17 protein-coding genes and 1 other RNA gene are annotated in these 21795 nt (G+C 75.6%); 14 read left to right on the forward strand and 4 right to left on the reverse strand.

Annotated elements, in window-relative coordinates:
* Position 1: 1 nt before the first annotated feature.
* From ftsX to ssrA, 4 genes are all read left to right on the forward strand, one after another.
* Positions 2 to 913 (forward strand): permease-like cell division protein FtsX, encoded by a 912-nt coding sequence (gene ftsX / locus MUU72_RS12525; protein ID WP_248013274.1) that lies wholly within the window; start codon positions 2 to 4, stop codon positions 911 to 913.
* A 67-nt stretch (positions 914 to 980) separates the two neighbouring features.
* The gene (locus tag MUU72_RS12530; RefSeq protein ID WP_248013275.1) at positions 981 to 2165 is read left to right on the forward strand and encodes a S41 family peptidase; all 1185 of its coding nucleotides are present in this window, start codon (positions 981 to 983) and stop codon (positions 2163 to 2165) included.
* Between the two features lie 18 nt (positions 2166 to 2183).
* A complete protein-coding gene (gene smpB, locus MUU72_RS12535) occupies positions 2184 to 2684 on the forward strand; it encodes an SsrA-binding protein SmpB (RefSeq protein WP_248013276.1) in 501 nt (166 codons plus the stop codon).
* Positions 2685 to 2832: 148 nt separating this feature from the next.
* Positions 2833 to 3202, forward strand: a transfer-messenger RNA (tmRNA) gene (ssrA, locus tag MUU72_RS12540).
* Between the two features lie 99 nt (positions 3203 to 3301).
* Here the strand turns inward: ssrA and MUU72_RS12545 are convergent.
* On the reverse strand, positions 3302 to 4555 hold the full coding sequence (locus MUU72_RS12545) for an MFS transporter (protein ID WP_248013277.1): 1254 nt from the start codon (positions 4553 to 4555) through the stop codon (positions 3302 to 3304).
* Between the two features lie 116 nt (positions 4556 to 4671).
* Between MUU72_RS12545 and MUU72_RS12550 the strand changes: the two genes are divergently transcribed.
* Together MUU72_RS12550 and MUU72_RS12555 are read left to right on the forward strand one after the other, a co-directional pair.
* Entirely contained in the window at positions 4672 to 5664 is a 993-nt protein-coding gene (locus MUU72_RS12550; protein WP_248013278.1) for a LysR family transcriptional regulator, read from the forward strand.
* Positions 5665 to 5931: 267 nt separating this feature from the next.
* Positions 5932 to 6468, forward strand: coding sequence for a DUF4232 domain-containing protein (locus MUU72_RS12555; protein WP_248013279.1), 537 nt, complete (start codon positions 5932 to 5934; stop codon positions 6466 to 6468).
* Between the two features lie 43 nt (positions 6469 to 6511).
* On the opposite strand, the gene MUU72_RS12560 is transcribed toward MUU72_RS12555, so the two are convergent.
* Entirely contained in the window at positions 6512 to 8413 is a 1902-nt protein-coding gene (locus tag MUU72_RS12560) for an asparagine synthase-related protein (RefSeq protein WP_248013280.1), read from the reverse strand.
* Positions 8414 to 8980: 567 nt separating this feature from the next.
* Here MUU72_RS12560 and MUU72_RS12565 point away from each other — a divergent pair.
* Together MUU72_RS12565 and MUU72_RS12570 are read left to right on the forward strand one after the other, a co-directional pair.
* Complete coding sequence (locus MUU72_RS12565; RefSeq protein ID WP_248013281.1) at positions 8981 to 10435, forward strand: MFS transporter; 1455 nt, start codon at positions 8981 to 8983, stop codon at positions 10433 to 10435.
* 96 nt (positions 10436 to 10531) lie between these two features.
* The gene (locus MUU72_RS12570) at positions 10532 to 11722 is read left to right on the forward strand and encodes a uroporphyrinogen-III synthase (protein ID WP_248013282.1); all 1191 of its coding nucleotides are present in this window, start codon (positions 10532 to 10534) and stop codon (positions 11720 to 11722) included.
* A gap of 13 nt (positions 11723 to 11735) precedes the next feature.
* Here MUU72_RS12570 and MUU72_RS12575 read toward each other — a convergent pair whose 3' ends face one another.
* On the reverse strand, positions 11736 to 12512 hold the full coding sequence (locus tag MUU72_RS12575; protein WP_248013283.1) for a class I SAM-dependent methyltransferase: 777 nt from the start codon (positions 12510 to 12512) through the stop codon (positions 11736 to 11738).
* 229 nt (positions 12513 to 12741) lie between these two features.
* On the opposite strand from MUU72_RS12575, the gene MUU72_RS12580 reads away from it, so the two are divergent.
* The 4 genes from MUU72_RS12580 (at position 12742) to MUU72_RS12595 (ending at position 18303) form a co-directional block, all read left to right on the forward strand.
* On the forward strand, positions 12742 to 13326 hold the full coding sequence (locus MUU72_RS12580) for a CGNR zinc finger domain-containing protein (protein ID WP_248013284.1): 585 nt from the start codon (positions 12742 to 12744) through the stop codon (positions 13324 to 13326).
* Between the two features lie 139 nt (positions 13327 to 13465).
* Complete coding sequence (locus MUU72_RS12585) at positions 13466 to 15886, forward strand: HelD family protein (protein WP_248013285.1); 2421 nt, start codon at positions 13466 to 13468, stop codon at positions 15884 to 15886.
* A gap of 453 nt (positions 15887 to 16339) precedes the next feature.
* Entirely contained in the window at positions 16340 to 17773 is a 1434-nt protein-coding gene (locus MUU72_RS12590) for an NAD-dependent malic enzyme (RefSeq protein ID WP_248013286.1), read from the forward strand.
* A 248-nt stretch (positions 17774 to 18021) separates the two neighbouring features.
* Positions 18022 to 18303, forward strand: coding sequence for an HU family DNA-binding protein (locus tag MUU72_RS12595; RefSeq protein WP_004951951.1), 282 nt, complete (start codon positions 18022 to 18024; stop codon positions 18301 to 18303).
* A 234-nt stretch (positions 18304 to 18537) separates the two neighbouring features.
* Here MUU72_RS12595 and murA read toward each other — a convergent pair whose 3' ends face one another.
* A complete protein-coding gene (gene murA, locus MUU72_RS12600; RefSeq protein ID WP_248013287.1) occupies positions 18538 to 19884 on the reverse strand; it encodes a UDP-N-acetylglucosamine 1-carboxyvinyltransferase in 1347 nt (448 codons plus the stop codon).
* A gap of 292 nt (positions 19885 to 20176) precedes the next feature.
* On the opposite strand from murA, the gene MUU72_RS12605 reads away from it, so the two are divergent.
* Positions 20177 to 20818 (forward strand): YqgE/AlgH family protein, encoded by a 642-nt coding sequence (locus tag MUU72_RS12605; protein WP_248013288.1) that lies wholly within the window; start codon positions 20177 to 20179, stop codon positions 20816 to 20818.
* Between the two features lie 261 nt (positions 20819 to 21079).
* Positions 21080 to 21760: a hypothetical protein gene (locus MUU72_RS12610; RefSeq protein ID WP_248013289.1), complete on the forward strand. Its 681-nt coding sequence runs from the start codon at positions 21080 to 21082 to the stop codon at positions 21758 to 21760.
* Positions 21761 to 21795 lie beyond the last annotated feature (35 nt).

Genomic DNA, 21795 nt, shown 5'->3' on the forward strand with positions numbered 1-21795 from the left:
CATGCGCGCCCAGTTCGTCCTGTCGGAGATCGGCGTCGGTCTCCGCCGAAATCTCACGATGACCTTCGCCGTCATCGTCTCCGTAGCCCTCTCGCTCGGCCTCTTCGGCGCCTCGCTGCTGATGAGCGACCAGGTCGACACGATGAAGGGCTACTGGTACGACAAGGTCAACGTCTCCATCTTCTTCTGCAACAAGAACGACGCCGAGACGGCCGCCAACTGCGCCAAGGGCGCGGCCACCGAGCAGCAGAAGAACGACATCCTCGCCGAGCTGCACCGGCTGCCGCTGGTGCAGAACGTGCAGCACGAGACCAGCGACCAGGCGTACAAGCACTACAAGGAGCAGTTCGGCGACACCCCGGTGGCCGGGCTGGTCACCCCGGACCAGCTGCCGGAGTCGTTCCGCGTCAAGCTCAAGGACCCGACGAAGTTCGACGTCATCAAGTCGGCGTTCTCCGAGCGGCCCGGTGTCGAGCAGGTGCAGGACCAACGGGACACCGTCGAGCCGCTGTTCCGGCTGCTGGACGGTATGCGGTACGCGGCCCTGGGCGTGATGGGGCTGATGCTGATCGTGGCGCTGCTGCTGATCGTCAACACCGTGCGGGTCTCCGCGTTCAGCCGCCGCCGGGAGACCGGGATCATGCGGCTGGTGGGCGCGTCCAGCTTCTACATCCAGATGCCGTTCATCATGGAGGCCGCGATCGCCGGCCTGATCGGCGCCGCGTTCGCCTGCGTCCTGCTGGTCGGCGGCAAGTACGTGCTGATCAACCAGTGGCTGGCCAAGCAGATCCAGGTGGTCAACTTCATCGGCTGGAACGCCGTCCTGTCGGTGCTCCCGCTCGTCCTCGCCATCGGGCTGCTGATGCCCGCGCTCGCCGCGTTCTTCGCGCTGCGCAAGTACCTCAAGGTGTGAGGTTCCCCAAGGGCGCCGTACGGTCAACTCGCCGTACGGCGCCTTCGTCTGCCCTAGACTCGCCCGCATGCCGGGCCCGTGTTGGTATGACCGGCCCCGCCGCATCCGCCGCGGGGCGGCCCTGACGTTGTTCCTCGCCGGGGTGCTGGCCGCGGGGGCGGTGACCGGTACGTGGGACGAGCGGGCCGCGGACGGCGCGGAGTCCGCCGGGCGCCGGCCCGCGGACGCGGCGGCCCTGGGCCGGCTGGCCGGGGAACGGGCCGCGCAGGCCGCCGCGGACGGCAAGTCCGGTGCGCAGGCGGCCGGGGAGGTCGTCAGCCGCAGCGGCGACCGCTGGGCCGCGGTCTACACCCCCGGTGAATTCGCCGATTTCCAGGACGAGTTGGCCGGCGCCTACGTGGGCGTCGGGCTGTGGGTGCGGCAGCAGGACGGCGGTGTGGTCACCGTCTGTCGGGTGCAGCCCGGCGGTCCGGCGGCCCGGGCCGGCATCACCGCCGGCGACCGCCTCGACGCGGTCGGCGGCCGGCCGGTGCGGGGGCGGCCGGTCACCGAGACCGTGGCCCGGCTGCGCGGCGACGGGCCCGGTGCGGGCGAGGGTGCCGCGGGCAGCCCGGTGCGGCTGGAGCTGCGGCGCGGGGCCCGCCACTGGTCCGTGACGCTGCGCCGGGTCCGGCTGCACACCCCGAACGTCACCGTGGAGCGCCCGGCCGGCGCCGGACCGGTCCGGATCAGGGTCGCCGCGTTCGCCCGGGGCACCGGCGCCGCCGTGCGCCGCGCGGTCCGGGCCGCCGATGTGCGGCACGGGCTGCTGCTGGACCTGCGGGGCAACACCGGCGGCCTGGTCTCCGAGGCGGTGGCCACCGCCTCGGTCTTCCTCGACGGCGGGCTGGTCGCCACCTACGACGTGCACGGCAGCCAGCGCGCCCTGTACGCCCGGGGCGCCGGCGACACCCGCACGCCGCTGGTGGTGCTGGTGGACGGCGGGACGATGAGCGCCGCCGAGCTGCTGTCCGGGGCGTTGCAGGACCGCGGCCGGGCGGTGGTGGTGGGTACCCCGACGTTCGGGAAGGGCTCGGTGCAGATGCCCCGCACGCTCCCGGACGGCTCGGTGGCCGAGCTGACCGTCGGCCATTACCGCACCCCGTCCGGGCGGGCGGTGGACGGGGCCGGGATCACCCCGGACGTGCTCGCCGGGGAGCGTGCCGAGAAACGGGCCCGCACGGTATTGAGTGGCCTCGGCACCGGTGCCTAGTGCGAAAATGGCCACACTATGGCTACCAAGGGCAAGGGCAAGGACAAGAACGACGGGCGCAAGCTCGTCGCGCAGCACAAGAAGGCGCGGCACGATTACCACATTCTGGACACCTTTGAGTGCGGCGTGGTGCTCACCGGTACGGAAGTGAAGTCGCTGCGCCAGGGGCGGGCGTCGCTGGTGGACGGATTCGTCCAGATCGACGACCGGGAAGCGTGGCTGCACAACGTCCATATCCCGGAATACGCGCAGGGGACGTGGACGAACCACAGTGCGCGGCGGAAGCGGAAGCTTCTGCTCCATCGGTTCGAGATCGACAAGCTGGAGGTCAAGGCCCAGGAGTCGGGCCACACCATCGTGCCGCTCGCGCTGTATTTCAAGGACGGCCGGGCCAAGGTCGAGATCGCGCTGGCCAAGGGCAAGAAGGAGTGGGACAAGCGGCAGACGCTGCGGGAGAAGCAGGACCGCCGGGAGGCGGAGCGGGCCATCTCGGCCGTCCGGCGCCGGCAGCGGGCCTGACCACCGGGCACCGGGTCGCGCCGGTGCCGCGGTCCCCGCGGCGGGGTCCGCGGGCGGCTGCGGGAATGTGCTGGCACGCTCGTGCGTTGGTCACGTACGATGGGGACACACCCCGCGAGGGTGTGGCACCACCTTGAAAAGAAAACATGGGGATGATCGGTTTCGACAGCGGATGTCGAAGCAGGGGAAGCGAGTCGAGGAAGCGGCAATGATCTCGTAAACCATATGCCGAAACCAATAATCGCCAACACCAAGCGCGATTCCTTCGCCCTCGCTGCCTAAGTAGCGACCTGCGAAGTGTCAGCCCGGGGCTGTTCCCGACCCGGATCCTGGCATCAGCTAGGGGACTTCACTTCTGTACCCGGTCACGGGGTGCAGCAGGACATCTCACAGTGACTGGGCCCGTCGGAGACTTGTCCGCGTGATCTCCGGGGCCGAGAAAAGCGCAGCGGACTGCACTCGGAGAAGCCCTGATTCCGCACCGTTGGACGCGGGTTCGATTCCCGCCATCTCCACGTATGACGACAGGCGACGTGTGCCGCGCGAACAGCGCGGGGCGCGTCGCCTGTCGCGTTTCCGGGGGCGCCCGCGGGCCGTCGCCGGTGCCCGCGGCCCGGTCACCTCCGCCGGGCCGCGAGGGCCCGGGCCGCCGCGGTGACCGCCAGGGCTCCGGCCGCCGCCGCGGCCGGGACGGTGTAGCCGGCGGCGGGGGACGGCAGCGCCTCGGCGGCCCAGCCGCCGGCCGCCGCACCGGCCGCGATACCGGCCAGCAGCGCGGTCACCGCCAGGGTCATCCCCTCGTTGAGCCGGCCCGCCGGGGTGCGGGACTGCACCAGGCCCATCCCGGTGACCATGGCCGGTGCGGTGGCCGTCCCGGCGACCAGCAGGGCCGCGGCCAGCAGCGGCGGGGCGCCCGCCGCGGCGGCCGCCAGCGGCAGCGTCAGCAGCCCGGCCATCGCCGCGACGCACCCCAGGAAGCGGCGGCCGGGCCGGGGCGCCGGGGGCAGCAGTCCGTAGAGCAGGCCGGCCGCGCCGGAGCCGGCCGCCTGGAGGGCGAGCAGGGCGCCGCCCGCCGCGCGGAAGCCGTGCGCGTCCGCGTAGGCCAGGGTGACCACCTCCAGGGAGCCGAAGACCGCGCCGGTGGCCAGGAAGGTGAGCAGCAGCGGCGGCAGGCCGCGGGCGCGCAGCGGGGAGCCGGACCGGCCGGGCGGCGGCGGGGCGGCCGGCGGTTCGGTGCGGCGCTGGGCCGCGAACAGCAGCACGCCGGTGAGCAGCAGCGCGGCGCCCACCGCGGTGCCCGCCTCCGGGGCGACCGCGGTGCACAGCAGCGTGGCGAGCACCGGGCCGAGCAGGAAGCACAGTTCGTCGACGGCCTGTTCGAAGGAGGCGGCGGTGTGCCGGGCGGCCGGATCGTCGCGGAAGAGGTGGGCCCAGCGGGCCCGGGACATGCCGCCGGTGTTGGGGGTGGTGGCGGTGGCCGCGTAGGAGGCGAAGAGGGTCCAGTCCGGAGCGCCGGCGCGGACGCACAGCAGCAGCGAGAGCGAGCCGAGGACGGCCAGGACGGTGGCCGGGGCGGCGATCCTGGCCTGGCCGTGGCGGTCGATGAGCCGGGCGGTGAACGGGCCGGCCAGCGCGGTCGCGGCGAGGCCGGTGGCGGTGACCGCGCCGGCCAGCGCGTAGGAGCCGCGGCTGCCGGCGATCATCAGGACCGCGCTGACGCTGAACATCCCCATCGGGAGCCGGGCCAGGAGGTTCGCGGCGGTGAAGGCGCGGGTGCCGGGGACGGCGAAGAGGCGGGCGTAGGGGGAGCGGCGGCGGGCCGGGCGGACGGGCGGGGCGGTGACGGGGCGGGCGGCCAGGAACAGGATCATGCCGTCCACGGTCGCGGCGGACCCGGTCCGCGGTCCAACACCTGCCCGCGCCCGATTGACGCGCGGCTGTGGTGAAAGCGGGTGTGGAGGCCGGGCGCCGGGTGTGACGATGGGGCGTGCCGTACGACATCGACCCCCGGCTGCTGCGGGCGTTCACCGCCGTCGCCGACGAATTGCACTTCACCCGGGCCGCGGCGCGGCTGTACGTGGCGCAGCAGGCGCTGAGCCGGGACGTGCGGCGGCTGGAGCGGGAGGTGGGCGCCGAGCTGTTCGTGCGGACCACCCGGCGGGTGGCGCTGACCGCGGAGGGGGAGCGGCTGCTGCCGTACGCGCGGCGGGTGCTGGCGGCCCACGACGACCTGGCCGCGGCGTTCCGGGCGGCGCCGGGGCGGCCGCTGGTGGTGGACGTGGCGGCGCCGGTGGGCACCGCGTACCGGGTGCTGGCGGAGGCGCGGCGGCGGCTGCCGGACAGCTGCGAGCTGGTCGCGCGGTTCCACAGCGGGCTGACCGGGGCGGCGGCGGAGCTGGCCGCGGGGCGGCTGGACGTCTCCTTCGGGCGGTTCGCGGGGCTGCCGGACGGGGTGCGGGCCGGGCTCCGCCACCAGCCGGTGCGGCTGGAGCCGATGGCGGTGCTGCTGCCCGGGGACCATCCGCTGGCCGCGGCGGCGGCCGTGCCGCTGGACCGGCTGGCCGGCGAGACGCTGTACGCGGCCGCCGGGAATCCGCGGACCGCGGAGTGGACGGAGCTGGCGGCGCGGCTGTTCGCGGGGCGGGGGATCGCGATGGCCGAGCCGTTCCCGGAGCTGGCGGGGGCGGAGGAGTTCGTCCGGGTGGTGCGCAAACGCCGCTGGTCGGTGCTGGCGAGCGTGGAGTTCATCGAGGTGCCGGGGATGGTGCTGCGGCCGCTGGTGGATCCGGTGCCGCTGTCGCCGGTGGGGATGGTGTGGCGGCGGGGGCTGCGGCATCCCGGGCTGGACGCGCTGCGCGCCGCCGCGCGGGAGCTGGGCGAGCGGGAGGGCTGGCGGACGCTCCCCGGGGGCCCGTGGTGGCTGCCCGGTCCGGACGCGGCGGCGATGGGCGTGCCGGCGGCGGCCGCTGAGGGGGCGTGAGGTCCCGCGCGCCCGCCGGGGCGGCGGACCGTCCACCGCCCCGGCCCGGCCGGACGTGATCAACGTCTCTTTATGTGAGGCATATCCCGGCGCGTGCGGACGCAACCAACGGCCCCGAAAACCCTTCCTTACCCAAGGACAGCACAGACGAACGGCGCGGCCGGACGGCCGGCACACGGCCCGGAGCGCGCCGGCGGGGTCCGCGGCCGGCGCGTGCGGCGCGGACGCCGGGTGCGCACAGGACGAATGGACAGAACAGGGGGAGTCGTGCAGCGACGTTCCGGACTCGCGTCGGCGGTGGCCGCACTCACCTTGAGCGTGACCGCGGGCCTGGCCCTGACCGGCTGCGGCTCGGGGCGGATGGCGGCGCTGCACGCCAACTGCCGGACCAAGAGCCTGAGCTGGCAGGTCACCGTCCTCAAGGCGGTGCCGCACAGCGTCCGCCGCGAGGCCCGGCTCTCGGTCGTCAACAAGGGCTCGCAGCCGTGCGTCTTCGACGGCTTCCCCACCTTCGCGGTGCACGTCGGCAAGGGGCCGGAGTCGGACGGCAAGGGGCAGGGCCGCACCATGCCGATAGACCTCGCGCGCGGCGGCACGGTGACCACCAGCCTGCGCTACAAGGACCACGGGCCCGGTATGACGCCCGCCGACTGCCTGGTCAGCAATGACGAGGTGGCGGTCGGCGCGCCCCGCGACCGGCACCAGAAGGTGATAAAGGTCCGGGACGAGAAGGGCAAGAAGACGCGGATGAACGTCTGCGAGGAGAACGTCTGGATGACCCCGCCCGTCGAGCTGGGCGGCTGAACGGGCCGCCCTTCCCCGGGCGGGCGGGGTCCGCGGTAGCGGGTCAGCCGTCGCCGGCCGGGGCGGTCGCCGGGGTCCCGGCGGCGGGCGCCGGCACCGCGGCGTGTGCCCGCGGGGGCGGCAGGGCGCGCAGCCAGTACTCCGCGGCCAGGGTCGGGTCCAGCGGCCGCAGCGCTCCGGCGCGCGGCTGGAGGGACGTCAGGACCGGGCGGAGCGCCTCCGGGCGGATCAGGCCCAGCGCCGCCAGCCGGGAGTCCGCGCAGAGGGCGGCCAGCGCCCGGCGGTGGCGGCGCAGCCCGGCGTGGAGTTCGGCGCCGTGCGCGCGCCGGCCGCCGCGGCCCAGGACGGGGCCGGGGACGACACCGCGCAGCGCGGCGGTGAGCACCGGGGTGCCGCAGCCGGGGGCGCGGTCGGCGAGCCGGACGGCCAGCGCCGCGTCGATCACCGCGTCGTCCAGGAACGGCGCCTCGTAGGCCACGCCGTGCGCCGCGGTCAGCACCCCGATACCGCGCACCCGGTCGCCGGCCCGGAGCGCGGCGGCGGCCAGTGCGTGCTGGGCGCGCAGCGGGTCCAGCGGGTCGGGGGCCGCGGCGGCCGCCTCGCGCAGCAGCCGGCGGACCGTGGCGACCGCGTCCGGATGCGCCCAGGGCGGCATCGCGGGCGGGTCCTCCCAGTCGGTGCCGGTGCTCGGGCGGCGGCACCCGGGGGCGGTGCGGGCGGCGGCGGCCAGCCAGCGGGCGTAGGGGCGGCCGCCCAGCAGGGTGCGGACGGTGGCCGGCAGGGTCCACGGGGCGGTCCGGCGGGCCCGGCGGGCGAGCCGGACGGCGGCGGGTAAGTCGCCGCGGGCCAGGGAGTTGAGCGCCACCTGCCGCGGGGTGAACAGCTCCTCGCCGCCGGCCCCGGCCAGGTGCAGCCGCGCGCCGTACCCGGCGACCAGCCGCGCCTGGTGGACCAGCCGGGCCGCCTCCCGGACGGCGCCGAGCGGCCCCGCGGGGTCGGTGTGCGCGGGCTCCGCCGGAGGGGCGTACCAGGTGGGGGCGTCGGTGTACGGGAGGGTGAGGTGGCGGCCCTCCCGGCGGATCCGGCGCAGGCGGTGGGCGCTGTGCGCGCTCCACAGCGGATCGTCGTCGGCCGGGTCGCGGCCCTCCCAGGCGGTGGTGATCAGTTCGGTGCGGTCGCGGGCGGCCAGGAAGCACAGGCCGGTGGTCTCCGGGCCGCCGGTGAGGTCGGCGCTGAGCACCGGCCGGCCGGTGCGGGCGTGCACCGCGGCGCTGAGGGCCTCGCGGACCGCGTCGGCGGCGTCCGGGAGCGGGAGCTGCGGGGCGGGCGGGCGCCACCAGCGGATCTCGCGGTAGCGGCCGGCCGGGTCGTGGGCGGCGCAGTGGCCGGGCGGTACGGCGTGCACCGCCCGCCAGGGGGTGCGCAGGGTGAGCGGGGCCGGGGCGGCGGGGGCGAGCAGGCGGACGGCGAGCGCCTCCTCGTCGAGGGTGCCGGCCCCCGGGGCGCCGGGGAGGCCGGCGGCGGCCGCCGGGCGGGCCAGCGCGGCCAGGTCCTGGGGGCGGCTGCCGAGCACCGTGATGCCGCCGAGGTCGGTGCGGTGCAGCCGGCGGATGCCGGAGAGGCTGCCGTGGCAGCGGAGTTCGGCGCCCATGTGGGCCAGGAGGTAGAAGCTGCCGGGGAGTTCGTGGCGGAGCCCGTCGAGGTCGCCGAGGTCGCGCAGCCGGCGCAGCAGCCGGGCCAGCTCGGCCGGGGTGGCGGACGTGGTGCCGAGCAGCACCGCGCAGCGCGGGCCGACCCGGGCGGTCACCAGCTCCTCGCGCCGCCAGTGGCCGACGATCCAGGGGCGGCCGGAGAGGTGGGCGACGGTGCGGGTGGCCGGCGTCCGGGGCAGGCAGGCGGCGAGCCGGCCGGCGGCGGGGTGGTCGGGGAACACCAGGAAATCCACGGGGGGTTCGGCTCCTTGGCCGTCGGGGTCGGGGGTCCGGCCGGGCCCGGCCGCGGTGGGCCGGACCAGCCCTGTGCGTGTCGCCGGGGCGGGGAGGGGCCCCGGCGCGGGGGCCGCGGGGCGGCCGTGCGTCAGGAGCCGGGCCGGCCGCCGGCGGCCTGCTGCGGTGGTCGCTGCATCGCATCCCTTTCCTTCCGGGGTGTGCGGGGTGTGCGGGTGCCCGGATCTCCGGCCTCCCTGCGGGGGCGGGTGAGGCGCCCTGGCAGGGGCGTACGGCGACGGAGTGTGCCGGTGCGGTCACTCCGTGCGCCGGATAGCAAGGCTGGCAGCGTCCGGGGCACGTGCCATTACCCCGTACGGGTGAGCGGAGGGGCGCGCGGTGCACGGCGGCGCGCGGCTCGCGGGCCGTACGCCGCGGGTGTGCCGCGGTGCCTCACGGGGTGCACCGGCCCCGCGTGAGCGCAAGGTTTCGCCCCGGTCACCTGCCGCCACGGGGCGGTAACGCGCGGTCCCTAGCGTCCTGGTCCGGAGCCGGTCCGCGGACCGGAGCGACCCTTGGGAGGCGGGATGACGGACCGGAACACGGCCGGGGCCGCGGCGGCGCCCGGCGGCACCGGCGGGAGGGCCCCGGTGCGGCGCGGGCGGCGGTGGATCGAGCACTGGGATCCGGAGGACGAGGCGTTCTGGCGGGAGACGGGGCGGCGGACCGCCCGGCGCAACCTCGCCGTCTCGGTGCTCACCGAGCACCTCGGCTTCGCGGTGTGGAGCCTGTGGTCGGTGCTGGTGCTCTTCCTGGGGCCGGCGTACGGGATCGACGCGGCCGGGAAGTTCGGCCTGGTGGCGGTGGCGACGCTGGCGGGCGCGGTGCTGCGGGTGCCGTACACCGTCGCCGCGGCGCGGTTCGGCGGCCGTGACCGGACGGTGGCCGGGGCGCTGCTGCTGGTGGTGCCGGCGGCCGCCGCGGCGCTGGTGGTGGCGCGGCCGGGGGCGCCGTACGGGGCGTTCCTGGCGGCGGCCGCGCTGACCGGTGCCGGCGGCGGGAGCTTCGCCTCCTCGATGGCCAACGTCAACGCCTTCTACCCGCAGCGCCGGAAGGGCTGGGCGCTGGGGCTCAACGCCGGCGGCGGCAACCTCGGGGTGCCGGCGGTGCAGCTGCTGGGGCTGCTGGTGCTCGGGACGGCCGGTTCCGGCCACCCCTGGCTGGTGCCGGCCGGCTACCTGCCGCTCGCGGTCCTGGCGGCGGTGCTGGCGGCGCGGCGGATGGACAACCTCGGGCCGGTCCGCCACGGCACCGGGGCGGTCGCCGAGGCGGCCCGGGACCGGCACACCTGGCTGCTGGCGCTGCTCTACCTCGGCACCTTCGGGTCGTTCATCGGCTACAGCTTCGCCTTCGGGCTGGTGCTCCAGTACCAGTTCGCGCGCACCCCGCTCCAGGCGGCGGCGCTGACCTTCGCCGGGCCGCTGCTGGGGTCGCTGGCCCGGCCGGCCGGCGGGTGGCTGGCGGACCGGTACGGCGGGGCCCGGGTCGCGCTGGGCGCCTTCGCGGCGCTGGGCGCGGCCACCGGCGTGGTGCTGGCCGCCTCGGGGCTGCGCTCGCTGCCGCTCTTCCTCGCCGGATTCACCGCGCTGTTCGTGGTCTCCGGGGCGGGCAACGGCGCGACGTACAAGATGATCCCGGCCGTCTTCCGGGTCCGGGCGGCCCGCCGCGGACTGTCCGGCGCGGCGGCCACGGCCTCCGCGCGGCGGCTTGCGGGGGCCGCGATGGGGCTGATCGGCGCGGTGGGGGCGCTGGGCGGGCTGGGCGTCGACCTCGCCTTCCGGGAGGCGTTCGCGGCCACCGGCTCCGGGGTGCCGGCGTTCGCCGCGTTCCTGGTCTGCTACGCGGTGTGCGGGGCGGTCACCCGGTGCGTGTACCTGCGCCGGCCGGTGCGCGGCGGGCCCGCGCCGGAACCGGACGGGGCGGCCCGCCGCCCGGTCGCCGCCGACGTCTGGAAACCGCACACCGGACGGCACGTTCTTTAACCGGCGGGTAATACTGGCGCACCGGATGTGTCATGTGCCGTTGGCAGGCTCGGTACCTTGGAGCGCTACCTCGCGGGGCGGAGTGGGACGTAAGCGATGCACGAGCAGCAGGAGGACCGGCGGGCGGACACCGGGCGGCCGGCGTCCCCGGATCCGGCGGTGCGGCCGCTGGAGGGCTTCACCGTCGGGGTGACCGCGGCCCGCCGCGCCGACGAGCTGGCCGCGCTGCTGGAGCGCCGCGGCGCCCGGGTGGTGGCGGCCCCGGCGCTGCGCATCGTGCCGCTGCCGGACGACGCCGAACTCCTCGCGGTCACCCGCGCGCTGGCCGGCGACCCGCCGGACGTGGTGGTGGCCACCACCGCCATCGGCTTCCGCGGCTGGATCGAGGCGGCGGACGGCTGGGGGCTGGGCGAGGCGCTGCTGGGCCGGCTGGCCGGTGCGGAGCTGCTGGCCCGCGGCCCGAAGGTGCGCGGCGCGATCCGGGCCGCCGGGCTGACCGAGACCTGGTCGCCGGCCTCGGAGTCGATGGCCGAGGTGCTCGACCGGCTGCTGGCCCGGGGCGTGGCCGGCCGGCGGATCGCGGTGCAGCTGCACGGGGAGCCGCTGCCGGGGTTCACCGAGGCGCTGCGGGCCGCCGGCGCGGAGGTCACCGGCGTGCCGGTCTACCGCTGGATGCCGCCGGCCGACCTCGGCCCGGTGGACCGGCTGCTGGACGGGGTGCTGGCGCGCCAGGTGGACGCGGTGACGTTCACCAGCGCGCCGGCCGCCGCCTCGCTGCTGCGCCGGGCCGAGGAGCGGGGCTGCCGGCCGGAGCTGCTGGCCGCGCTGCGCCAGGACGTCCTGGCGGCCTGCGTGGGGCCGGTGACCGCGCTCCCGCTGGAGGCGCTGGACGTGCCGACCCGGCAGCCGGAGCGGTTCCGGCTGGGGCCGCTGGTGCGGCTGCTGTGCCGGGAACTGCCCGCCCGGGTGCGGCCGTTGCCGGTGGCCGGGCGGCGGCTGGAGATCCGCGGCCGGGCCGCGGTGGTGGACGGCGCGCTGCGCCCGGTGCCGCCCGCCGGGATGGCGCTGCTGCGCGCCCTGGCCCGGCGCCCCGGCTGGGTGGTGGCCCGGGCCGAGCTGCTGCGGGCGCTGCCGGGCGCGGGCCGGGACGAGCACGCGGTGGAGACCGCGGTGGCGCGGCTGCGGACGGCGCTGGGCGAGCCCCGGCTGATCCAGACGGTGGTCAAGCGCGGCTACCGCCTGGCCCTGGACCCGGCGGCGGCCGGCGGGCGGTACGCGGGCCGGTAGCCGCGGGCGGCGGTCACTCCGGGTGGCTCACCCGGATCTTGGACTGGCCGTGCGGTCGGGTCTCCCAGTCCGCCATGAATTGCGCCGCGAGGCCGTGCTTGCGGGCCAGCGCCAGCAGGGTCTCGGTCCGGTAGTAGAAGTCCTCCCGCAGCACCTGGTGCTCGGCGCCCTCGGTGCGGTCGAAGGTGAAGTCGAAGAAGCCGCCGGGGGCCAGGATCCGGCCGACGTTGGCCAGGCACTCGTCGATGATGGGCAGCGGGGAGTGCGAGAAGACGCTGTGCGCGTGCACGACGTCGAAGTGGCCGGCCGGCAGGAAGTCCAGCGTCAGGTCCTGGGTGATCGTCAGGTGCGGGAGTTTCTCCTGGAGTTCGTAGGTGGTCAGGGTGCGCTTGGCGGCTATCAGGATGTCCGGGGAGATGTCGATGCCGTAGTAGTGGCCGGGGTCGAGGTGGGCGATGAAGCGCCAGCCGGCGCGGAGGTTGCCGCACCCGATGTCGAGCATCCGGTGCCCGGGCCGCAGCCCGTGCTCCACGAGGTAGTCGAACTGCATCCGGCCGAGCGCCAGCCACCGGTCGTGGCTGCGGCTGCCGACCGCGGCCTCGGGGCTGCGGCCGGCGTCGGAGGCCATCACCGCCCGGTAGTACCCGACGTGGTCGGGGTGCTTCAGGCGCAGCCAGGTGTCGCGGGCGTGGCGCTTGACGTAGGGGGCGATCCGGGCCGGGTTGCGGACCGCGTAGCCGAGCTTGTGGGCGAGGCTGGCGCGGTTCTTCAGCAGCGGTGAGGACGACATGCCGCCGGACTATACATGAGATGTATACGCGCGATGTCTACATGAGGGGTCTACATCGCGTGTTTACCGGGTGTCCGCCTTCGGTGTCCGTGGGCGGGTGCGGCCCCGGCCGGTCGCGGGCGGGCCCCGCGGGGTTCCCGCGCGCGGCCCGCCCGGGCACCCTGGAAGCGCCCCGCCCCCCTTGCCCCGCCGACCCGCGTCCCGCCCCGTTGTCAGGAGTGACAGGCACATGGCAGCCCCCTACGGCCTCCGGTTCGACTGCGGGCGGATCTGCCTGGACCTGATCGCCACCGCCGGCGCCGGCCCGGCCGGGTCCGAACGCCTCACCGGGCCCGGCCCGCTGGCCGCCTGGCTGGCCGGCGCCGGGCTGGTCCCGCCCGGCGCCCCGCCCGGCGGGCTCGACGCCGGCTGGGTCGCCCGCTTCCGCGCGCTGCGCGCCCTGCTCACCCGGATCGTCGGCGCCGAACTCCACGGCCGCGCCGCCCCGTTCGACCTCGCGCTGCTCAACACCGCCGCCGCGGCCGCCCCGCCGCCCGCCCTGCGCGCGGTCCGCGCCCCGGACGGCACGCTGACCGCCGCCCTGGCCGCCCCGCCCGACTGCGCCGGACTGCTGGCGGCGGTGGCCCGGGACGCCGTCGCCCTGCTCACCGACCCGGTGGCGCGCGGGCGGCTGCGCCGGTGCGCCGGCGACGGCTGCCCGCTGGTCTACCTGGACACCTCGCACGGTCGGCGGCGCCGCTGGTGCTCCGGCGAGGTCTGCGGCAACCGCGCCCGGGTGGCCCGCCACCGCCGCCGCTCCGCAGGCGCCCGGTGACCGTTCCGGACCGTCCGGACCGCGCCTTGAGTCAACATCCGACCGGCTCCGTCCGTGTTTGTCCGTCCCTCCAGGTGCGCGCGGTGCCGCCTTCGCGTACGGTTGACGGCTGCCCTACGCACAGCAGAAGGGGGCCTGGGTGGCCGCGCACAACGCCACGCACGCACCGGACCACGCACCGGATTCCGTTCGGGACCGCGAGATCGAGGCCGAGCAGGCGCATCTCGACCGCGTCTACCGGCGCCTCGAGGAGAAGATCCACGAGGCCGAGTTCCTGATGGACGACGCCGCCAAGCGCGGCCAGGTCGGCACGCCCGGCGCACTCGCCGAACGGGACGCCCAGGTCTTCCAGGCCGGCGTCCACCTGCACCGGCTCAACTCCGAGTACGAGGACTTCCTCTTCGGCCGGATCGACCTGCTGCTCGGCAAGGACGGCAAGAAGGGCCCGGACGGCGCCCACACCTCCGTCGAGCCCGCCGACGGCGTCATCCGGGACGGCCGCGCCGAGATCGCCGAGACCCTGCACATCGGCCGCCTCGGCGTCCTGGACGCGGACTACTCCCCGCTGGTCATCGACTGGCGGGCGCCGGCCGCCGCCCCCTTCTACCGCGCCACCCCGGTCGCCCCCGGCCGGGTCGTCCGCCGCCGCGTCATCCGCTCCAAGGGCCGCCGGGTGCTGGGCGTGGAGGACGACCTGATGCGCCCGGAGGTCACCGCGACCCTGGACGGCGCGGAGCTGCCGGCGGTCGGCGACGGTGCGCTGATGGCCGCGCTGGGCCGGGCCCGCAGCCACACCATGCGGGACATCGTCGCCTCCATCCAGGCCGAGCAGGACCTGGTCATCCGGGCGCCCGCCGCCTCCGTCACCGAGGTCGAGGGCGGTCCGGGCACCGGCAAGACCGCGGTCGCCCTGCACCGCGCCGCCTACCTCCTCTACCAGGACCGCCGCCGCTACGCCGGCGGCATCCTGATCGTCTCCCCGACCCCGCTCCTGGTCGCCTACACCGAGGGCGTGCTGCCCTCCCTGGGCGAGGAGGGGCAGGTCGCCATCCGGGCGCTCGGCTCGCTGGTGGAGGGCGCCGAGGCGACCGCCTACGACCCGCCGGCGGTCTCCCGCATCAAGGGCTCGGCGCGGATGGCCAAGCTGCTGCGCCGGGCCGCCCGCGGCGCCCTGGAGGGCACCGCCCCGCCCGCCCCGCCGCGCGCCCCCGCGGCGGACGGCGGCCAGCTGTCCCTGGAGGACCTCGCCGGCCCGGCCCCCGCCCCCGCCGTACCGGACCGCCTCCGGGTCGTCGCGTTCGGCACCCGCCTCGAACTCGACGCGGACCGGCTGCGCACCGTCCGGCAGACCGCCCTGGGCGGCACCGCCCCGGTCAACCTGCTGCGCCCGCGCGCCCGCCGGCTGATCCTGGACGCCCTGTGGGCCGCGTCCGGTGCGGCCCGCCGCTACCCCGACCCGGAGCTGGCCGCCGAGGCCCGCCAGGGCTTCGACGAGGACATCGCCACCGAGCCGGAGTTCCAGGCGTTCCTGGACGCCTGGTGGCCGGAGCTCACCCCGCGCGGCGTACTGGCCGCGATGGCCGACGAGCGCCGCCTGGGCCGCTGGTCCCGCCGCCTGCTCACCCCGCGCGAGGCGCGCCAACTGGCCCGCTCCCTGCGGCGGTTGGGCGACGACGGGCAGGGCCCGCTGTCGGTCCACGACATCGCGCTGCTGGACGAGCTCCAGCAGATCCTCGGCGCCCCGGCGCGTCCGGCCCGCCCGCGCGAGGCCGACCCGCTGGACCAGCTCACCGGCCTGGAGGAGCTGACCACCTACGCCGACCGGCTCGCCGGCGGCCGCGGCCGCCGCGACCGGCTGGAGGAGGAGCGCACCGACTACGCCCACGTCATCGTCGACGAGGCGCAGGACCTGACGCCGATGCAGTGGCGGATGGTCGGCCGCCGCGGCCGGCACGCCACCTGGACCGTGGTCGGCGACCCGGCCCAGTCGTCCTGGTCCGACCCGGACGAGGCCGCCGAGGCCCGGGACGAGGCGCTCGGCACCCGCCCCCGCCGCCGCTTCACGCTCACCGTGAACTACCGCAATCCGGCCGAGATCGCCGAGCTGGCGTCCCGGGTGCTGGCGCTGGCCATGCCCGGCACCCCGGCCCCCCGGGCGGTCCGCTCCACGGGCCTGCGGCCGCGCTTCGCGGTCGTCCCGGGCCCGGACGGGGCCGGGGAGGCCGCGCTGGCCGCGGCCACCGCCGCCGAGGCCGCGCGGCTGCTGGCCGAGGTCGAGGGCACGGTCGGCGTGGTGGTGGCGATGCGCCGCCGCGAGCAGGCCCGCGGCTGGCTGGCGGACCTGGGCGACCGGGTGGTGGCCCTGGGCTCCCTGGAGGCCAAGGGGCTGGAGTACGACGCGACCCTGGTGGTCTCGCCCGCCGAGATCGCCGACGAGTCCCCGGCCGGCCTGCGGGTGCTCTACGTCGCCCTGACCCGCGCCACCCAGCGCCTGACCGTGCTCTCCGCCGCCGCGGACGAGCCGGACCCGGACGGCGTCCCCGACCTGCTGCGGGACTGAGCGCCGCGGGCCGGCCCCCGGACCGTGTCCGAGGTCATGGTGCAGGACGGGATCCGCTTGCCGGGATGGTTTGTTAGCCTGGGTGAGGCACCGGCCCGATCCAAGCCCCCGGGCCCAACCATCGTCGCTACGAGCGACCACTTGCCGCGAGGCGAGCATGGCGGGTCGGTGTCACTTGAACAACGCGGGCGTTCCTCCTCCGGGAGGGGCGCCCGCGCTCGTTTTCCACCGCCCGACCGGCGCCGGGAATCCGGATGGCCGGATCACGACCCCGGAGGGGGCTTCCGCTTCAGCGAGCAACTCTCGTATGGTGGAAGAGTCTTTCCGAAAATCGTAGCTGGTTACCGTGTACCAGCTGGTAGGTGGGACGATCGAACAACGCGCTCCGGCTCGGGCACCCCTGAGTACCGGGGCCGCCCAGAGAGAAACCAGGGAAAGCAGAGGAAGTCGGCCATGGCAACGGCGCCTAGCGTCTCGTATTCGATGACGGTGCGACTGGAAGTTCCCGCAAGCGGCACCGCCGTCAGCCAGCTCACCACGGCCGTGGAGTCCTCCGGCGGGTCGGTCACCGGCCTCGACGTGACCGCGTCCGGCCACGAAAAACTCCGGATCGACGTCACGATCGCCGCCACCTCCACCGACCACGCCCAGGAGATCGTCGCCAAGCTGCGCGGCATCGAGGGCGTCACGCTGGGCAAGGTCTCCGACCGGACCTTCCTGATGCACCTCGGCGGCAAGATCGAGATGTCGTCCAAGCACCCGATCCGCAACCGCGACGACCTGTCGATGGTCTACACCCCCGGCGTCGCCCGGGTCTGCCAGGCCATCGCCGACAACCCCGAGGACGCCCGCCGCCTGACCATCAAGCGCAACAGCGTCGCGGTGGTCACCGACGGCTCCGCCGTCCTCGGCCTCGGCAACATCGGCCCCAAGGCCGCCCTGCCCGTCATGGAGGGCAAGGCGGCCCTCTTCAAGCGGTTCGCGGGCATCGACGCCTGGCCGATCTGCCTGGACACCCAGGACACCGACGCGATCGTGGAGATCGTCAAGGCGATCGCCCCCGGCTTCGCGGGCATCAACCTGGAGGACATCTCCGCGCCCCGCTGCTTCGAGATCGAGGCCCGGCTGCGCGAGGCCCTGGACATCCCGGTCTTCCACGACGACCAGCACGGCACCGCCATCGTGGTGCTCGCCGCGCTCACCAACGCGCTGCGGGTGGTCGGCAAGAAGATCGAGGACGTCCGGGTCGTGATGTCCGGCGCCGGCGCCGCCGGCACCGCCATCCTCAAGCTGCTGCTGGCCGCCGGCGTCGGGCACGCGGTGGTCGCCGACATCCACGGCGTGGTGCACGCCGGCCGCGCCGACCTGGTCGACGCCGACCCCGACTCCGCGCTGCGCTGGATCGCCGACAACACCAACCCCGAGGGCGTCACCGGCACCCTCAAGGAGGCCGTGGTCGGCGCCGACGTCTTCATCGGCGTCTCCGCCCCGAACGTCCTCGACGGCGACGACGTGGCGAAGATGGCCGACGGCGCGATCGTGTTCGCGCTGGCCAACCCCGACCCGGAGGTCGACCCGGCGCTGGCCCGGCAGACCGCCGCCGTCGTGGCCACCGGCCGCTCGGACTTCCCCAACCAGATCAACAACGTGCTGGTGTTCCCCGGGGTCTTCCGCGGCCTGCTGGACGCCGCGTCGCGTACGGTGAACACCGAGATGATGCTGGCCGCCGCCCGCGCGCTCGCCGACGTCGTGCTGGATGACGAGCTCAACGCGAACTACATCATCCCCAGCGTCTTCAACGAGAAGGTCGCGGGTGCGGTGGCCGGCGCGGTGCGGGACGCGGCGAAGGCCGCCGGCGAGGCTGTGACGGCCGCCACGGGCGTCTGAGACGGCGCGTCGCGGAACCTGCCCCCGCCGGGCCACCCATAGGGTGGCGGGTGACCCTCCAGGGGTGCCGGATTGGCTTTACCGCCGCAGGTGGGGGCAGGATGCGTATTCGGGCGCGAGGGTCTGGCACGTAGACCCGGGTCCGGAGACTGTCCGAGGGCCCTGGCAGCATCGGCTTCGCTGAGCCCAAATGTGCGGCTCCGCCGCGTGGCCCGCCGCATTGGCAAGAAGAACACGGGAGTACATACATGAACCGCAGTGAGCTGGTGGCCGCACTGGCCGATCGCGCCGAGGTGACCCGCAAGGACGCCGACGCCGTTCTGGCCGCGCTCGCCGAGACCGTCGGCGAGGTCGTCGCCAAGGGTGACGAGAAGGTCACCATCCCCGGCTTCCTGACCTTCGAGCGCACCCACCGTGCCGCTCGCACCGCGCGCAACCCGCAGACCGGTGAGCCGATCCAGATCGCGGCCGGCTACAGCGTGAAGGTCTCCGCGGGCTCCAAGCTCAAGGAAGCCGCCAAGGGCAAGTAAGGCCCTTCCCACGGCATAGCAGGCGGCCACCCTCCTTCCGGGTGGCCGCCTTCTCGTATGCCCGCCAGCGCCCCGCCCAGGGCCGCGCGGGGAGGGCTTTGCCGGGAGCCGGCGCGCACCGGGGCGGGACCGGCCCCGGTGCGGGTACGGCGAAGGCGCCGCCGGCCGGAGCGGATCACGGCCGTGCGGCGCCTTCGAAGGCCCGGTGGGCGCCCCGGGGCGGGGCGGCGGGGGTCAGCCCCGCGGGTTGCCGTTCGGCAGCTCCACCTTGGCGCCCAGCTCCACGAGCTTCTCCATGAAGTTCTCGTAGCCGCGGTTGATCAGGTCGATGCCGTGCACCCGGGAGGTGCCCTGCGCCGCCAGCGCCGCGATCAGGTAGGAGAAGCCGCCGCGCAGGTCGGGGATGACCAGGTCGGCGCCCTGGAGCTTGGTGGGGCCGGAGACGACCGCGGAGTGCAGGAAGTTGCGCTGGCCGAAGCGGCAGGCGGAGCCGCCCAGGCACTCGCGGTAGAGCTGGATGTGCGCGCCCATCTGGTTGAGCGCGGAGGTGAAGCCCAGCCGGGACTCGTAGACCGTCTCGTGCACGATCGACAGGCCCGACGCCTGGGTCAGCGCCACCACCAGCGGCTGCTGCCAGTCGGTCTGGAAACCGGGGTGCACGTCGGTCTCCAGGGCGATGGCGTCGAGCGAGCCGCCCGGGTGCCAGAAGCGGATGCCCTCGTCGTCGATCTCGAAGGCGCCGCCGACCTTCCGGAAGGTGTTGAGGAAGGTCATCATCGACCGCTGCTGGGCGCCGCGGACGTAGATGTTGCCCTCGGTGGCGAGCGCCGCGGACGCCCAGGAGGCGGCCTCCAGGCGGTCCGGGAGGGCCCGGTGGGTGTAGCCGTTGAGCTTGTCGACACCGGTGATCCGGATCGTCCGGTCGGTGTCCATGGAGATGATCGCGCCCATCTTCTGCAGCACGCAGATCAGGTCCTCGATCTCCGGCTCCACGGCCGCGTTGGACAGCTCGGTGACGCCCTCCGCCAGGACGGCGGTCAGCAGCACCTGCTCGGTCGAGCCGACCGAGGGGTACGGCAGCCGGATCTTGGTGCCGCGCAGCCGGTGCGGCGCCTCCAGGTACTGGCCGTCGGCGCGCTTCTCGATCTTCGCGCCGAACTGGCGCAGCACGTCGAAGTGGAAGTCCACCGGCCGGCCGCCGATGTCGCAGCCGCCCAGGCCGGGGATGAAGGCGTGGCCCAGCCGGTGCAGCAGCGGGCCGCAGAACAGGATCGGGATCCGCGAGGAGCCGGCGTGCGCGTCGATGTCCGCGACGTTGGCGCTCTCCACGTGCGAGGGGTCGAGGACCAGCTCGCCCGGCTCGTCGCCGGGGCCGACCGTGACGCCGTGCAGCTGGAGCAGCCCGCGCACCACGCGCACGTCCCGGATGTCGGGGACGTTGCGCAGCCGGCTCGGACCACTGCCGAGCAGGGCGGCGACCATGGCCTTGGGCACAAGGTTCTTCGCGCCGCGAACCCGGATCTCGCCCTCCAGCGGGGTGCCGCCGTGGACAAGCAGTACGTCGTCAGTAGAGACGGTCATGGATCTCGCGTTCCTGGAGTCGGTCTGGGCCACAGAAATGGTAAGGGCGGCCGGGGGTGCGCCCGCCGCGGCGCCCCTGGTCCGGCCATGTAATGGCTTTGTCACAACACGCTCCGCTACGGTGCCCCTGTGCTGCGTCATCGCCATGTGTGCCGGATGTGAGGGATGTTCCGCATGTGGCATACGGGGGGCGGGGGCGTGCGCCGGGGCTGCCGCCGTACGCCCGCCCCGTTCTCCCGGCGGTCCGGGCGTTGACTCCCCCTTCGGGGCGGAAGTGCGGGATCATGGCGCCATGACCGAGGTGTCCTCGCTCACAGGGCGGCTGCTCGTCGCCACCCCCGCGCTCGCCGACCCCAACTTCGACCGCGCGGTGGTGCTCCTGCTCGACCACGACGAGGAGGGCTCCCTCGGCGTGATCCTGAACCGCCCCACCCCGGTGGGCGTCGCCGACATCCTCGCCCCCTGGGCCGAGCTGGCCGGGGAGCCGGGCGTGGTCTTCCAAGGGGGCCCGGTCTCGCTGGACTCCGCGCTCGGGGTGGCCGTGGTGCCCGGCGGGGCGTCCGGCGACGGCGGGCCGCCGCTGCCCGGCGCGGGCGGTGCGGCAGCGGCCGGCACCGGGGCCGGCACCGGTGCCGGGGAGGAGCCGCTGGGCTGGCGCCGGGTGCACGGCGCGATCGGGCTGGTGGACCTGGAGGCGCCGCCGGAGCTCCTCGCCGCGGTCCTCGGCAGCCTGCGGATCTTCGCCGGGTACGCCGGCTGGGGCCCCGGCCAGCTGGAGGAGGAGCTGGTGGAGGGCGCCTGGTACGTCGTCGAGTCCGAGCCGGGTGACGTCTCCTCGCCCGACCCCGAGCAGCTGTGGCGGGCGGTGCTGCGCCGGCAGCGCAACGAACTGGCGATGGTCGCCACGTATCCGGACGACCCGTCGCTGAACTGAGGCGCCGGCCGCCGCGGGCCGCGGGCCGCCGGCCGTCCGGGCCGCTCCGGGCGGCGCTCCGGGGCGCGGCGGCGGTGGTCCGCGCCGGGTGGTGCGCTCGGGCGCTCGCCGGGCATTTTGTGACGGCTTCGTCATGGGGGATTGTCGGACCCCGTCGCTATCGTTCGCAGTGCCAGGAACGGTGCGCGGACGCTCCGCCGGCTCGGCCTCCCCTGCCCGGGAGCCCCGGTCGCGTCCGTGCCGACGGACGGGGGAGAGCAGATGCACAGGCCGAGCGTGCCCGGGGACCTGGACGACCCGGAGCGGGTGTGGGCGCGGGCCGCGACGCTGGCGGTGGCCGCCGCGGCCATGGACGACGGCGACGAGTACTCCTTCGGCCCGCACGGCCTCCAGTGCTGGAACGCCGGCGGCGCGTACTGGTGGCGGCTGCGGCTCTACGACGGCGGCCGCGCCCTGCTGTGCGGCCAGGACTCGGACGGCAGCTACACCCACGCCGGCGACAAGCAGGTCGACTTCCTGGCCGGCGGCCCCGCCTGGCTCCCGTGGGAGCGGCTGCGCGAGGACGCCGAGGGCAACCTCCTGGGCTTCGCCTACTGGTACGAGCACGGCGCCTGGGCCCGCGCCCCGTATCCCGCGGCGCTGCCGGACGACGGACTGGCGATGGCGATGGGCTGGGCGGCGCCCGGTGACGCCGCGGTCGAGGAGATCACCGAGCACCTGGTGGCGCGCACGGAGACCGATGTGCAGCCCGGGGCGGCGGTCCGGTCGTTCATCGCGGCCGCCGCGGCCCGCACGGTCCGGGCACGCGACGTCTCCGCGCTGCTGGACGCGGTCTGCGGTCCGGACTGCTGGTACGAGGTCCGCCCGGAGGCCGCCCTGGCCTTCGCCGCCGAGCTGGGGCTGACGGCCGGGGACCGGGACGGGGTGCCGGTCGGCTCGTAGCGGCGCGCCCGGCACGGCCCGTACGGCCCGTCCCG

Origin of the sequence: Streptomyces rhizoryzae (assembly GCF_023155275.1) — a bacterium.
Taxonomy (GTDB): Bacteria; Actinomycetota; Actinomycetes; order Streptomycetales; family Streptomycetaceae; genus Streptomyces; species Streptomyces rhizoryzae.